The sequence below is a fragment of the Bradyrhizobium sp. NC92 genome (assembly GCF_025200865.1).
Lineage (GTDB): Bacteria > Pseudomonadota > Alphaproteobacteria > Rhizobiales > Xanthobacteraceae > Bradyrhizobium.
The window spans coordinates 4,785,196-4,798,762 of sequence record NZ_CP104171.1; the positions used below are offsets into that span (position 1 = coordinate 4,785,196).

11 protein-coding genes are annotated in these 13,567 nt (G+C 63.8%); 8 read left to right on the top strand and 3 right to left on the bottom strand.

Annotation, left to right across the window (positions count from 1 at the left end; all coding sequences use genetic code 11):
• The first annotated feature begins 7 nt into the window (after positions 1 to 7).
• The 7 genes from rnr (at position 8) to N2602_RS22430 (ending at position 6,224) form a co-directional block, all read left to right on the top strand.
• On the top strand, positions 8 to 2,356 hold the full coding sequence (gene rnr, locus N2602_RS22400; RefSeq protein WP_260379428.1) for a ribonuclease R: 2,349 nt from the start codon (positions 8 to 10) through the stop codon (positions 2,354 to 2,356).
• Complete coding sequence (locus N2602_RS22405; RefSeq protein ID WP_260379429.1) at positions 2,350 to 2,790, top strand: DUF983 domain-containing protein; 441 nt, start codon at positions 2,350 to 2,352, stop codon at positions 2,788 to 2,790. Before rnr ends, N2602_RS22405 begins: the two co-directional genes overlap by 7 nt.
• A 32-nt stretch (positions 2,791 to 2,822) precedes the next feature.
• Positions 2,823 to 3,575 carry an NUDIX domain-containing protein gene (locus N2602_RS22410; protein WP_172783387.1) on the top strand — a complete coding sequence of 251 codons (753 nt, stop codon included), beginning with the start codon at positions 2,823 to 2,825 and terminating at the stop codon, positions 3,573 to 3,575.
• 255 nt (positions 3,576 to 3,830) lie between these two features.
• Positions 3,831 to 5,156: an LLM class flavin-dependent oxidoreductase gene (locus N2602_RS22415; RefSeq protein WP_260379430.1), complete on the top strand. Its 1,326-nt coding sequence runs from the start codon at positions 3,831 to 3,833 to the stop codon at positions 5,154 to 5,156.
• 126 nt (positions 5,157 to 5,282) lie between these two features.
• Positions 5,283 to 5,450 (top strand): 50S ribosomal protein L33, encoded by a 168-nt coding sequence (gene rpmG, locus N2602_RS22420; RefSeq protein WP_007603295.1) that lies wholly within the window; start codon positions 5,283 to 5,285, stop codon positions 5,448 to 5,450.
• Positions 5,451 to 5,733: 283 nt separating this feature from the next.
• Entirely contained in the window at positions 5,734 to 5,964 is a 231-nt protein-coding gene (locus tag N2602_RS22425) for a DUF3551 domain-containing protein (protein ID WP_260379431.1), read from the top strand.
• A 44-nt stretch (positions 5,965 to 6,008) separates the two neighbouring features.
• Positions 6,009 to 6,224, top strand: coding sequence for a DUF3551 domain-containing protein (locus N2602_RS22430; RefSeq protein WP_246708726.1), 216 nt, complete (start codon positions 6,009 to 6,011; stop codon positions 6,222 to 6,224).
• 97 nt (positions 6,225 to 6,321) lie between these two features.
• Here the strand turns inward: N2602_RS22430 and N2602_RS22435 are convergent, their stop codons facing one another.
• A complete protein-coding gene (locus N2602_RS22435) occupies positions 6,322 to 7,221 on the bottom strand; it encodes a GNAT family N-acetyltransferase (protein ID WP_260379432.1) in 900 nt (299 codons plus the stop codon).
• A gap of 105 nt (positions 7,222 to 7,326) precedes the next feature.
• Positions 7,327 to 8,700 (bottom strand): FAD-binding oxidoreductase, encoded by a 1,374-nt coding sequence (locus N2602_RS22440; protein ID WP_260379433.1) that lies wholly within the window; start codon positions 8,698 to 8,700, stop codon positions 7,327 to 7,329.
• 109 nt (positions 8,701 to 8,809) lie between these two features.
• Here N2602_RS22440 and N2602_RS22445 point away from each other — a divergent pair, with 109 nt between their 5' ends.
• Positions 8,810 to 9,718: a LysR substrate-binding domain-containing protein gene (locus N2602_RS22445; RefSeq protein ID WP_260379434.1), complete on the top strand. Its 909-nt coding sequence runs from the start codon at positions 8,810 to 8,812 to the stop codon at positions 9,716 to 9,718.
• 366 nt (positions 9,719 to 10,084) lie between these two features.
• Here the strand turns inward: N2602_RS22445 and N2602_RS22450 are convergent, their stop codons facing one another.
• Positions 10,085 to 13,477 (bottom strand): adenylate/guanylate cyclase domain-containing protein, encoded by a 3,393-nt coding sequence (locus N2602_RS22450; protein ID WP_260379435.1) that lies wholly within the window; start codon positions 13,475 to 13,477, stop codon positions 10,085 to 10,087.
• Positions 13,478 to 13,567 lie beyond the last annotated feature (90 nt).

A 13,567-nucleotide genomic window follows, 5' to 3' on the forward strand; every position in this document is an offset into this window, starting at 1 on the left:
AGGTTAAGTGAAACCAAAGAAAGACCGTGGCTTTCCCGACAGGCAAGCCATCGTCGCCTTCATCAAGGCAAATCCAGGAAAGGTCGGGACTCGCGAAATTGCGCGCGAGTTCGGCCTGAAGAACGCCGATCGCGCCGAGCTCAGGCGCATGCTGCGCGAGCTCGCCGACGACGGCATCATCAAGAAGAAGCGCCACAAGGTCTCCGAGCCGGACGCGCTGCCGCCGACGCTGCTGGCCGACATCACCGGCCGAGACTCCGATGGCGAGCTGATCGCCTCCCCCGCCGAATGGGACGAGGTCGAGAACGGCGAGCCGCCAAAGATCCTCATCGAGATGCCGCGTCGGCCCAAGCCCGGCACCGCCGCCGGCGTCGGCGACCGCGCGCTGCTGCGCGTCGAGCGCAGCGATGATGACGAAGGTCCCGCCTATCGCGGCCGCATCATCAAGGTGATCGACAAGGCCAAGAGCCGCATCCTCGGCGTGTTCCGCAGCCTGCCCGAGGGCGGCGGGCGGCTGGTCCCGGTCGACAAGAAGTTCGCCGACCGCGAGCTGAACATCGCCAGGACCGACACCGGCGGCGCCGAGGATGGCGACCTCGTCAGCGTCGACATCGTCCGCACCCGCGGCTTCGGCCTCGCCTCCGGCCGGGTCAAAGAGAAGCTCGGCTCGGTCAAGTCCGAGAAGGCGATCAGCCTGATCGCGATCTACGCCCACGATATTCCCTTGCGGTTCTCCTCCGCTGCGGAGCGCGAGGCGGAAGCTGCAGAGCCCGCCAACCTGAAGGGCCGCGAAGATTGGCGCGACGTCCCGCTCGTCACCATCGATCCGCCCGACGCCAAGGATCATGACGACGCGGTGCATGCCGAGCCGGATCCTGATCCCAACAACAAGGGCGGCTTCATCGTCAACGTCGCCATCGCCGACGTCAGCTTCTACGTGCGCCCTGGCACGGCACTCGACCGCGACGCGCTCGACCGCGGCAATTCGGTCTATTTCCCCGACTGCGTCGTGCCGATGCTGCCCGAGCGCATCTCCAACAATCTCTGCTCGCTGGTGCCGGGCGAGCCGCGCGGCGCGCTGGCGGTGCGCATGGTGCTCGGCCCCGACGGTCGCAAGCGCTCGCACAGTTTTCATCGCATCCTGATGCGCTCGGCGGCAAAGCTCGCTTACGCGCAGGCGCAGGCCGCGATCGACGGCCGGCCTGATGACACCACCGGCCCCCTGCTCGATCCGATCCTGAGGCCGCTCTATGCGGCTTACGCCTGCGCCAAGCGCGCGCGCGACGAGCGCGATCCGCTCAACCTCGACCTGCCCGAGCGCAAGATCCTCTTGAAGAGCGACGGCACGGTCGATCGCGTCGTGGTCCCCGAGCGTCTCGATGCGCACAAGCTGATCGAGGAGTTCATGATCCTCGCCAATGTCGCCGCGGCGGAGACATTGGAGAAGAAATCGCTCCCGCTGATCTACCGCGTGCACGACGAGCCGACATTGGAAAAGGTCCACGCGCTCGCGGAATTCCTGGAGACGCTGGACGTTCCCTTCGCCAAATCGGGCGCGCTCCGCCCCACCACGTTCAACCGCGTGCTGGCTCAGCTCGAAGGCCATGACTACTATCCGCTGGTGAGCGAAGTCGTGCTGCGCGCCCAGGCGCAGGCCGAGTACTCATCCGAGAACTACGGCCATTTCGGCCTGAACCTGCGCCGCTATGCGCATTTCACCTCGCCGATCCGCCGCTATGCCGACCTCGTCGTGCACCGCGCGCTGGTCCGTGCACTCGGGCTCGGCGAAGGCGCCCTGCCCGACAGCGAGACGCCGGAAAGCTTGAGCGAAGTCGCCGCGCATATCTCGCTGACCGAGCGGCGCGCGATGAAGGCGGAGCGCGAGACCGTCGACCGCCTGATCGCCCATCACCTCGCCGACCGCATCGGGGCCAGCTTCCAGGGCCGCGTCTCCGGCGTCACCCGCGCCGGCCTGTTCGTCAAGCTCTCCGAGACCGGCGCCGACGGCTTGATCCCGATCCGATCCCTCGGCACGGAATATTTCAACTATGACGAGGGCCGCCATGCACTGGTCGGCACACGCAGCGGCACCATGTACCAGCTGGGCGACGTCGTCGACGTCCGCCTGATCGAGGCCGCTCCGATCGCGGGCGCGCTGCGCTTCGAGCTGCTGTCGTCGGAGAGCGACAGCGGCACGCGCCAGCGCAGGCCGTTGCGTCCGCAGCGCAAGTCGTCCAAAGCGCATCCCGGACGCAGCCCGGAGAGAAAACGCAAGCCGGAGAAGCAAAAGTCCGGCAAGGGAAAGAAGGTCAAAGCAAAGAACAAGGGTAAGGGCAAGAAGGGCAAGGCGTGGTGACGATGAGGACGGCCCCAAAGATCTGGACGCGCGAGAGCGGGCTCGTCGAGAAGCGCGATGTCATGACGGCAATGAAGCGCGGCTTTCGCGGCCGCTGCCCGCGCTGCGGGCAAGGCAAGCTGTTCCGCGCCTTCCTGAAGACCGCCGATCATTGCGGCAAATGCGGCCTCGACTTCACCCCGCATCGCGCCGACGATCTGCCGGCCTATCTCGTCATCGTCATTGTCGGCCACGTCGTCGTGCCGGCCGTTTTGTGGATCGAGACCAATTACACCACGCCGGTCTGGATCAGCTTCGCGGCCTATCTGCCCTTCACATTCTTTGCCTCGCTCGCGCTTTTGCAGCCCGTGAAGGGAGCTGTGGTCGGCTTGCAATGGGCTCTGCGCATGCACGGGTTTGACGACAACCCTCCGGATGGTATTCCGCCGGTATAGGCAAAATAAGCAAGAAGAGTTCGGGTGAGGACATGACGGATATTGCGCAGGTTGCGGAAAAGGCAAAGGTCCACGAGGAAAAGGAAGCCGACCACCATCCCTATTTCCGTCCCCGGGATGCGGCGACGCTGATCCTCGTCGACCGCAGCGGCGCCATTCCGAAAGTGCTGGTCGGCAAGCGCCACGACAAGGTGGTGTTCATGCCCGGGAAATTCGTCTTCCCCGGCGGGCGCGTCGACAAGGCCGATTATCGCGTGCCCTGCGCTGCGCCCATCACTGCGGAGCTGGAAGCCAATCTCGCCAAGGGCAGCCCGAAGACGCCGGCCTCGCGCGCGAAATCGCTCGCCATTGCCGCGATCCGCGAAGCCTGCGAGGAGACCGGCCTCTGCCTCGGCCGCAAGGCCGAAGGCAAGGTGCCGAAGCTCGACGGCCCCTGGAAGCCGTTCGCGGATGCCGGCCTGCTGCCCGATCCCTCCGGCCTGTTCCTGATCGCCCGCGCGATCACCCCGCCCGGCCGCGTCAAGCGCTTCGACACGCGCTTCTTCACCGCCGATGCCTCCGCGATCACCCACCGCGTCGAGGGCGTGATCCATGCCGATGCCGAGCTGGTCGAGCTGGTCTGGGTCGAGCTCGGCTCGAAGCCGCTCGCCGATCTGCATCCGATGACGCGTAACGTGCTCAACGAGCTCGACACCCGTCTTGCCACCGGCCCGCTCCGCCACGACGCGCCGGTGCCGTTTTTCCATTTCTACGGCGGCAAGATGCAGAAGGATGTCTTGAGCTAGTTGGCGCGCTGCGTCGTAGTTCGAAGTCCGAGTTCTATCCTCCGTCATTCCGGGGCGCGCGAAGCGCGAACCCGGAATCCATCGCTCGGCAGTCTTTGCGGCCCAATGGATTCCGGGTTCGCCGCTTTGCGGCGCCCCAGAATGACGTGCTGAAAGATCTGCAAAAAACAAAAAATTCTTCCCGCCTCCCCCAATGGCGGAGTTCCCGCCCGCACCTATGTCTTTCCGAACGACAATGAAGAAGGACAGCGGGCGATGGCACAACGGCAACTCAAGCTTGGCGCGTTCATGCGCCCGATCAGCATCCACACCGGCGCCTGGCGCTATCCCGGGGCCTGGCCCGACGCCAATTTCAACTTCTCGCACATCAAGACGCTGATCCAAAAGCTCGAGGCCGGCAAGTTCGACGCCTTCTTCATGGCCGATCACTTGGCCGTGCTGAACATGCCGATCAACGCGCTCAAGCGCAGCCACACCGTGACCTCGTTCGAGCCGTTCACGCTGCTGTCGGCGCTCTCGGCGGTGACCGAGCGCATCGGCCTGATCGCGACCGGCTCGACCACGTTCGACGAGCCCTATCACGTCGCGCGCCGCTTCGCCTCGCTCGACCATCTCAGCGGCGGCCGTGCGGGGTGGAATATCGTCACCACCTCGAACCCGGATGCGGCGCTGAATTTCGGCCTCGACGACCACATGGAGCACGCCGAGCGCTACAAGCGTGCCCGCGAATTCTACGATGTCGTCACCGGCCTCTGGGATTCCTTCGCCGACGATGCCTTCGTGCGCGACGTCGGGAGCGGCCTGTTCTTCGATCCCGCCCGGATGCACACGCTCGACCACAAGGGCAAATACTTCAAAGTGCGTGGCCCCCTCAACATCGCCCGCCCCGTGCAGGGCTGGCCGTTGATCGTGCAGGCCGGCGCCTCCGAAGACGGCAAGCAGCTCGCCGCCGAGACTGCGGAAGCCGTGTTCACCGGCGGCGGCAGCCTCGCCGACGGCCAAAAACTCTATGCCGACATCAAGGGCCGCATGGAGAAGATCGGCCGCGACCCCGAGCACCTGAAGATTCTCCCTGGCGCATTCGTCGTCGTGGGCGACAGCGTCGATGAAGCCAAGGAGAAGCGCGCTCTGCTCGACAGCCGCGTGCACTACGACAGCGCCATCGCCTCGCTCTCCGTCATCCTCGGCACCGACGCTTCCGGCTTCGATCCCGATGGCCCCCTGCCCGAGATCCCCGAGACCAATGCCAGCAAGAGCGGCCGGCAGCGCCTGGTCGACCTCGCCACCCGCGAGAAGCTCACCGTGCGCCAGCTCGCCCAGCGCGTCGGCGGCTATGGCGGGCTGTCCTTCGTCGGCACGGCCAAGACCATCGCCGACCAGATGGAGGAATGGCTGGTCGGGCGCGGCTCCGACGGCTTCAACATCATGTTCCCGTTCCTGCCCGCCGGCCTCGACGATTTCGTCGACAAGGTGGTCCCGGAGCTGCAGCGGCGCGGGATTTTCCGCAAAGACTATGAAGGGCCCACCTTGAGGGAGAATCTGGGCCTGCCGCGGCCGAAAAACCGGTTCTTTGAGGCCTGATGGGCCCGATTTGAGCGGTTTCTGCCCCCTGAAACCTTGACTTCCCGCCGTTTCTGGCTAGGTTGCCGGCCAACGCGGGCCGTTTGGCCGGCTCCAGATTCCCCCTGATATTCTGAGGTTCAGAACATGGCCAAAGCGGTCACCATCAAGGTCAAGCTCGTGTCCTCGGCCGACACCGGCTTCTACTACGTCGCCAAGAAGAATTCGCGCACCATGACCGACAAGCTGGTCAAGAAGAAGTACGACCCGGTCGCGCGCAAGCATGTCGAATTCCGCGAAGCCAAGATCAAGTAAGATCGGCGCAGCGCCAAGGATTTTTACGGGGCCCTTGCGGGCCCCGTTGCTGTTTTGGCGCGCGTGTTCGCGTGTCCCTGGGCCAGCTACCAAGCCCTGCGGACGTTCCTAAGCACCGGCGACAAGCCGTCGAACGTTGGCAGGAACGATGCAGTGCGACACGGAATTGTTGCCTGCGCCTCTAACCAGCTTAGGCCATTATTCTTGAGCCACGATCATCAAGCGGCTATTTTTCGAAGGCGAACCTCTGGCGTTGCCGCTCAGCTGACATGATGGAGATCGCATGCGCATCGCTCTACTGATTGTCCTCATGGTCATCGGATTTTCTCCCGCAGCAAACGCTGAGCGCGACTATCCCTGGTGCGTGGTCGGCGGACACCTCGGTTTTCCGGGCGAATGCATGTATTCGACGCGAGAGCAATGCCTGGCGTCGGCGTCCGGGCGATGGAACACCTATTGCGATGTGAACCCGCGCGTGAGGTTCAAGCAGCCGCCTTCGCCCCGGCCGCGCTGATCATGATGCGCGCGCTTGCCTGTCTCCTCTTGGTCTTGATCACCATGTCCGCGCCCAGTCCAGCCGCAGCACAGCGGTTCGGCGGCAACTATCCGGTATGCATGCAGAGATGGGAATGGGGCGGCGTCACCTGGATTTCCTGCCAGTATCGTTCATGGGACGAGTGTAGAGCGAGCGCTGCAGGCCTTTCGGCCATGTGCATGGATAACCCTTATGCGCAACGGCCGCTCCATCCAGAGCGCAGCCCGCGGTCCCGATAAGGCTAGAGCATGACCCGGCCCGGAACGAGCGCCGATCCAGTCATCATTCCGTGGCTTCCTGCCTGCCCCGCGACGCCAGCCTTCTCGGTTGAATCCTCTACATGAAACCCGGATTGCGCGGGAGGTAGCTGCCCCAATCTCCGAACGGTCTGTTCGACATCAGCAGCATCGGAAACGTCAGACGCATCCCGTGGTCGGTCGCGGCCTTGAGCGCTGGCTCGCTCGCGCCCGGCACAAAGGCCGAAATGGTCGGACAATCGCTCTGTGCCGCGAACGACAACGCAGTGGCAAGAGCGGCGTCAACGAGATCTGGCCTGCGGACTGCAAGCGGACCAATGTGTCCACCCGAAATATAGACATACCCGACGCACTCATTGCCGGCGTGGATGGTGAATCCGCGAATCGTGCTGTCGCCCAGGAGAAATCGATGATGCTTCTCCCTGGAAACGCCGACAGCACTGATATCGATCGCCGCCAGCTCGTGGTATGCGATTGCGTCGGCAGTGAGAGATTCAAGACGGAGCCGCGGCGCAGCCAATCGTGGCGCCAGGCGGTCGCGAGGGACGCTGACCATGTAGATCGGAAAGCGCGGGAACAGTCCATGGCGGATGTAGAGGCCTTGAGATACGTTGTTGAACGTGAAGGTGATCAGTGCCTTGACGGGTGCTCCGCGCATGTCCGCATGCGCGAATGCCTTGTTGATGAGTTGATTGCCAATGCCATCGCTCTGACGATCAGGCGCGACGAACAATTGAGCCAAGAACCAAAGCTCGCCACAGACCCAACTCCACGCGAAGCCGACAATCTCTCCGTCGTCATCGGCCACCCATAAGCCTTCGGGATCATCCGCCAGCGAGAAGGCCTGAAAATTCGGCGGGCGAGAGGATGCCATCTTCCCGAACCCCCGCCGTTCAGTGAGCTCGTTGATGCTGGCGACGACGAGGTCATCGGCCTGCTTCAAGTCGTCGATGCGAGCGGGCCTGCACACGACCGCCATTCTCAAGTCCCTCCCGGGCATCAGCTCGCCCCACCCACTTTGGATCAGGTCGCGGCTTGGTTTCTACTCACATCCTGACGAGAGCGAGGAATCGTCAGCCGGCAATCAAGCGAGCGGCCGGATGTTCTGGTTCATCCGGAAGAAGTTCGTAGGGTCGTATTTCGCTTTGATCTGCTGCAGGCGGCGGTAATTCCGCCCATAGGCAGCGGCAACGGGATCGCCTGTCTCGTCATCATCGAGATAATTGACATAGCGTCCGGACGCAAAGAAGGGTCGCATCTTTTCATAGGTTGCGCGTGCCCACGAGATGCAGCGGCTGCTATCGCTGGCCTGCGTCCATTGCGCGAGGATCAGGAAATTGTAGCCCTCCTGCCGATGCACGAATGCCGTATCCCCGGCATCCACGCGGGCCGCGGCACCGTGGATATGCTCGAGCAGCAGCTGCCCCATGGGAGTCGGGCAGCGGGCGAAACATTCGATCATCGTCGCAATCGCACCATCGCTCAGCTCCACGAGGAAGTTCGACTTCCAATAGTTGAAGGCGCCTTTCGGATAGTTGGCGTCGAGCATCCGGTTGAGCTCGCAATAGGTCATCGGTCCGACTGCATCCAGAATCGGAGTTCCGAACTGTTTCAGCGGCTGTATCGCTCGTTCGGCCTCGGCAACTTCACCGCAGTGGCTGGTGACCAGGGCCGCGACCTCCCTGCCGGACCCGTCCGGCGCATGGGTCAGGGATGCGAACAGCATGTGCTCGTCCGTGAGCGATCGCGTGCTGGTCCGGAAAAATTCCAGCACGTCGCGGGAGCGCTCGATTGGGTGGACGATCGGGCCGCCGGTGATGACCGGCCCTACCTTATGGAGGTCGTATTCGAGGCTGGTGGCGATCCCGAAGTTTCCGCCGCCGCCGCGCACGGCCCAAAACAGATCGGGCTGCTCTTGCTTGCTGGCCCGCAGAACCTTGCCATCGGCCGTGACGAGTTCGACAGCCCGCAGATTATCCAATGCGAGGCCGTACTTGCCCATCAGCCAGCCCAGCCCTCCGCCGAGCGTCAGGCCCGCGATGCCGGTGGTCGAGACCACGCCGCCGGTCACCGCAAGTCCGTGAAGCTGCGTTTCTCGATTGAGCTCGCCCCAGGTGACCCCGCCCTGCGCCCATACGGTCTTGCCGATGGCGTCGACTCGAATCCCCTTCATGGGTGAGAGGTCGATCATGATCCCGCCGTCGATGGTTGCGCGCCCCGCCACATTGTGGCCGCCGCCGCGAACCGCGACCTCGAGGCCGAGCTTGGTCGCAAGTGTCACCGCGTCCACGACATCGGCCGCACTGCGGCACCTGGCAATCAATGCTGGCCGTTTGTCGACCAGCCCGTTGTGGACCTTGCGCGCCTCGTCGTAGCCCTCGTCTGCTGGCTTGAGCAGTTCTCCTCCGAAGGAGGCGCTAAGTTCGGCGGCAGCGCTGGCAACAGATGCGATGGACATGACATGGGCTCCTCAGCTTGACCCGCCATATCCTCGATCCTGGGCTGTCTCAGAGCAAATCCGAAGAATTCAGGTGACGATGAACTGATTTCACCTAGACTGACCGCGCATGCACAAGCTGCCTCCCCTGATCGAGCTCCGCGCTTTCGAAGCTGCCGCCCGTCATCTGAGCTTCAAGAAAGCCGCGGCAGAACTCGGCGTCACGCCAACCGCGATCAGCCACCAGATCGGCTTGCTCGAGCAGTATTGCGGCCGCGCCTTGTTCCGGCGCAGACCACGTCCGCTTTCGTTGACCGAGGCCGGCGCGCGGCTGTTTCCGGCCATTCGCGGCGGGCTCGAGGCGTTTGCCGCTGCCATTGCGTCCGTCAAGGAGGAAGGTGACCAGCAGCCGCTCCGGGTGACGACGACCAATGCCTTCGCCAGCCGCTGGCTCGTGCCCCGCCTGCCCCTGTGGCGGAAGTTGCATCCCGACGTGCCGCTGGAAGTGATCGGCACTGACACGGTGCTCGATCTGCAGGCCGGAGATAGTGACGTTGCCATTCGCTATGCGACCAGCCGCGTACCGCCGACAGACGGGATCGTCGATGAGCTCTTCAGCGATACGTTCTGGCCGGTCTGCAGTCCGGATTTGCTTTCAACGGGACGCCTGAAGAGACCAGTCGACCTCGCAAAGCATGTTCTGATCCACTCCTATTGGTCGCCGGCCGATCGCGAGCCACCGACGTGGCAGAGATGGCTCGGTGCGGCCCAGCGCAGGTGGGGCGAGGTGCCTCCATACAAGGACCTGCAGCATTTGAGTTTCCGGGAAGAACTGCACGCCATCGAGGCGGTGATCAGCGGACAGGGCGTCGGGATCTTCAGTGATGTGCTCGTGGCGCACGACCTCGCCACCGGCACGCTCGTGAAGGCATTCTCGTTGAGCCTGCCCGGCTATGGCTTCTATGTGGTCAGCAGGCCAAGCCATCCGCGCGCGCGGACCATTCGGGTCTTTTCGCAGTGGTTGCGGTCGAGTACCTGATCCGGGTTCGGAAGGGATGCGGATGGCAGGGCAAGCTCTCGCGATGGCCGACCCTCAGGGCTTGAATGCCGTCGCCCTCATTGGCAAGACCTCGCCCGGCACGGCCGGCCAATGGCGCTACGGCTGCCGAGGCGTGCTACCGAGTGACGATGCACCGGTCGTGATCTTTAGCCGGTCATCCCTGGTGGTATTGCCGAAGGCGTGGGTGAACGGCACGAAACCTCACGGCTCCTGCCGTGGACAGCCGTATTGCCGTTGAACATTCCGGCGTTTGCCTTCCTCGTCGGCAGCACAGGGAGTCGCCAAACCCGAGAGCGCTTCGGAGCTCCAATGGAGCGCGCTGACGATAAGTTCCACGTGTCACACTCAGAGTTCTTCCAGCAGCGCCTTGCTTTCCTTCAAGTCGCGGGTATCGAAGCCCTCGTCGAACCAACCGTAGACCGGCGCGAGAAGACCGCGTGCTTCATCACCCCTGTCCTGATCACGCCAGAGCCGGGCGAGACTGACGGCGGAGCGAAGTTCCCAGAGTTTCGCCTCCTGCTGGTGAGCAATCGCAATGGCGTGGCGAAACTCGGTCTCCGCATCGGCCTCGGCGCCTGGCCGAGCCCTCAGCATCAACTCGCCTCGGCGCCGATGCAGCTCGGCCTCGAACCACCGCACCCCCGATTTCTGGGTGAGTGCCAAGGCGTCGGAGAGTTGGCCGAGCCCGGTTTCAAATCGTGCTGCCTTTGCCTCGGCTGCTGCGAGCTGCGCAAGGTAGAACGGAAGAGTCCACGCTGCGCCGGACGCCTGGAATCCCTCGATGCCGCGCCGCAGCAAGTCCACCCCGGCCTCGGGGTCGCCGGCTTCGGCCAGCGTCCAGCCGCGATATGCCGTCCCCATCGCGAGGAAGAAGGCAAAGCGCTGCTCGGTGGTGAGCGCAACCAGCTCGTCCGCCCGTTGCCCAACCATGCCCGCGTCTTCGAGCACGAAATGCAATCGGCAGGCAACGCTCAGCGCGAATGCGAGGCTGATCGGGTGCGACGAATCGCGGGCCTCTGCCAGGGCGTCACTGCTCTGCACGCGCGCCTGATCGGCGAAGCCAAGAAGGCCACATGTCAGCGAGAGGAACGAAAGCATCGCCACGCGGGCGTTTTCTGCGAACAGGGCCGTAAGAGAGCGCTGCTGCGCCGGATCGTAAAGTGCGAGCCCCCGCTCGAGATGGCTGCGCGCCAAGGCCAATTGTCCGCGATGAAGCCAGCTATCGCCCACTGCCCGATGACCGGCGACAAGAATGGCCGCATCGTTCTGTCGTCCGGCCAAATCGAGCAGATTCTCGGCGATGCGATGCGATCGGTCCGTTTCACCACGGACGTGATAATGCACGAACTCGCCCCAGAGTGCCTTGAGCAGGTTCGGCGTGTCGTTGAGTGCCTCGCAGAGGCAACGCGCCCGGGCGTAGGCCCTGCCGGTCTCTTCGGCCGCGTGGCCCTTCGCGGCGATCAGTGCACCGCCGAGCGCGAGTTGAAGGTCAGTTTCGGTGCGCTGGCGCGCGGGAGTATCCGGCAGTTGGGATAGCAGATCGAGCGCCTTTCGCATCTGCGCGATTGCTTCTGTCATTGCCGATCGAGCCTTTGAACGCTCACCAGCCTCCTGCCAATAGGAAACCGCCTTTTCGGCCAGGCCCGCATGTCCGCAGTGGTGGGCGAGGATTTCCGGCTGCTCTTGGATGCCCCTGGCAAGCTTCTCCTCCAGTGCGCCAGCGATCCGCGCGTGCAGCTCGCGGCGTTGGCCGCGCAACATTGTGCCGTATGCCGCATCCTGGACCAGTGCATGTTTGAACAAGAAATTGGCGTCGGGCGGCTCGACACTCCCAAACACGAGGCCGGTGTTGATCAGCCGGTCGAGCGCCGCCCGCAACTCGTTGTCGCACCGCTGTGCGACCGAGGCCAGCAGATCGTAGGAGAACTCGCGGCCGATAGCCGCGCCGATTTGTGCCACCTCCTTGGCGATCGGACCAATCCGGTCGAGCCGCGCCATCAACGAAGCATGTAGCGTGGCCGGTACGGCAAGTCCGGGCAGCGGCGCGAAGGAGATCGCTCGCGCGATACCCTCGGGGCTCGTTTCGAGCACCGCTTTGGTCAACTCCTCAACGAACAGCGGCACGCCATCCGTTCGTTCGGCAATTTCATTGACGATTTCGGTCGGCAGCGTCTGGCCACCTGCCACGCTCCGGATCAGCGCAGCGCCCGCTTTCTGGTCAAGCCGGTTCAGCACGAGCAAGCTGACATGCGGCTTTCCGGTCCATACCAACTGGAACTCGGGGCGGTAGGTGATCAAGACCAAAATCGGTAGGCTTGCTACGCGATCGACGGTTCGGTCCAGCAGCTCGCGCGAGCTTGGATCGATCCATTGCATGTCCTCGAACACGATCATGATTGGACATTTTTGCGCGAGAGCTTCAAGCTGGCGAACCAGAGCGGCGAAGCTTCTCTCCTTCTTTTGTTGCGGCGTACTCGTAACCGGCAAGTATAGATTATCGTTCGGGATCGACAGCAACTCGGCCAGGATCGCCACGTCCTCGTCGGGCGGCAATGCAGGCGATAGGAGCGCTCGAAGTTTGTCGAGCTTGGTCATCGGTGTGTCCTCACGATCGAAGCCTGCCGCCCGCTGGAGTTGTGCGGTGAAGGGGTAAAGCGCGCTTTCCTGATGATGAGGCGAGCAGAAGTAGCGCAAGCAGGTGTGCGGCTCCCGCTGGATACGCTCCTGAAGAGCCGCAACGAGGCGCGACTTGCCGATCCCCGCCTCGCCGACGAGCAGCATGACTTGACCGGTGCCCGCCCGCGCATGGCTCCAGCTCCGCTCCAACCGCGCGAGTTCTTCCTCACGCCCAACCAGCGGGGCGAGGACCGAAGGGTGCAACGCCTCGAAGCGGCTTTCCGCTGTTCCCTCATGAAGCACCCGCCAGGCTTGCACCGGTGCGGCGAAACCCTTCAGCGTCACGGCGCCGAGATTCTCGTAGTCAAAGAGCCCGCCGATGAGCCGCCGCGTGTCCTCAGCGATGACGACCCCATCCGGTTCGGCGAGCGCTTGCAGTCGAGCGGCAAGGTTCGGCGTCTCGCCAAGGACTGCCTGCGCCTCCGCCGCTTCGCTGCCGATAAGGTCACCTACGACGACGAGGCCAGTCGCGAGCCCAAGGCGAACCCGCAGCTCGAGCTCGGGTGGGGCTCCCGGCGCGTGCCTGGTCGCGGCGATCTCAAGCGCAGCGCGCACTGCGCGTTCGGCATCGTCCTCATGCGCTGAAGGATGACCGAATAGGATGAGCATGCCATCGCCGATGTAACGGCTGACGGTGCCACCGTACTTGCGGACGACCGCCGCTACGCTATCGCGGTACTCAGCAATGATGTCCCGTAGATCTTCCGGGTCGAGCTTTGTCGCCAGTGCCGTCGAGCCGACGAGATCGCAGAACATCACTGTGAGCTGACGACGCTCGGCGGAAGAACTTGGTGCGGCTAACAAGCCTGCGCGCTCCGCGACCGGTGCCACGATGGACGTCGATGCGCCGGCCCCTGTCGTCACTTGCGGCGATACGGTCGGCGTGAGCGCGGCACCGCAGTCGCCACAGAAGTTCTTGCCCGTCGGATTGTCGCCCCCGCACGCAGGGCAGCGAACGAACAGCGGCGCGCCGCAATCGCCGCAGACCTTCGTTCCCTCCGGGTTGACTCTGCCGCAATTCGCGCAATCCATGGCCGCACCCGATCGAATTCCGACCGACATGAGTTCGCGTCGGTCTGTGGGCGAATCTTCAGAGCGCGCTCTTTCAAGATTCTCTTCGTCAGCCGCCTACCAAGCGCCAAGCATGATCAA

Excerpts from the sequence above, each read along its gene's own strand:
- N2602_RS22425 (WP_260379431.1), top strand. The coding sequence starts at position 5,734 with ATGCGCATCGCTCTACTGATTGTCCTCATGGTCATCGGATTTTCTCCC.
- rpmG (WP_007603295.1), top strand. The coding sequence starts at position 5,283 with ATGGCCAAAGCGGTCACCATCAAGGTCAAGCTCGTGTCCTCGGCCGAC.
- N2602_RS22440 (WP_260379433.1), bottom strand. The coding sequence starts at position 8,700 with ATGTCCATCGCATCTGTTGCCAGCGCTGCCGCCGAACTTAGCGCCTCC.
- N2602_RS22450 (WP_260379435.1), bottom strand. The coding sequence starts at position 13,477 with ATGTCGGTCGGAATTCGATCGGGTGCGGCCATGGATTGCGCGAATTGC.
- N2602_RS22430 (WP_246708726.1), top strand. The coding sequence starts at position 6,009 with ATGTCCGCGCCCAGTCCAGCCGCAGCACAGCGGTTCGGCGGCAACTAT.
- N2602_RS22410 (WP_172783387.1), top strand. The coding sequence starts at position 2,823 with ATGACGGATATTGCGCAGGTTGCGGAAAAGGCAAAGGTCCACGAGGAA.
- N2602_RS22445 (WP_260379434.1), top strand. The coding sequence starts at position 8,810 with ATGCACAAGCTGCCTCCCCTGATCGAGCTCCGCGCTTTCGAAGCTGCC.
- N2602_RS22435 (WP_260379432.1), bottom strand. The coding sequence starts at position 7,221 with ATGGCGGTCGTGTGCAGGCCCGCTCGCATCGACGACTTGAAGCAGGCC.
- N2602_RS22415 (WP_260379430.1), top strand. The coding sequence starts at position 3,831 with ATGGCACAACGGCAACTCAAGCTTGGCGCGTTCATGCGCCCGATCAGC.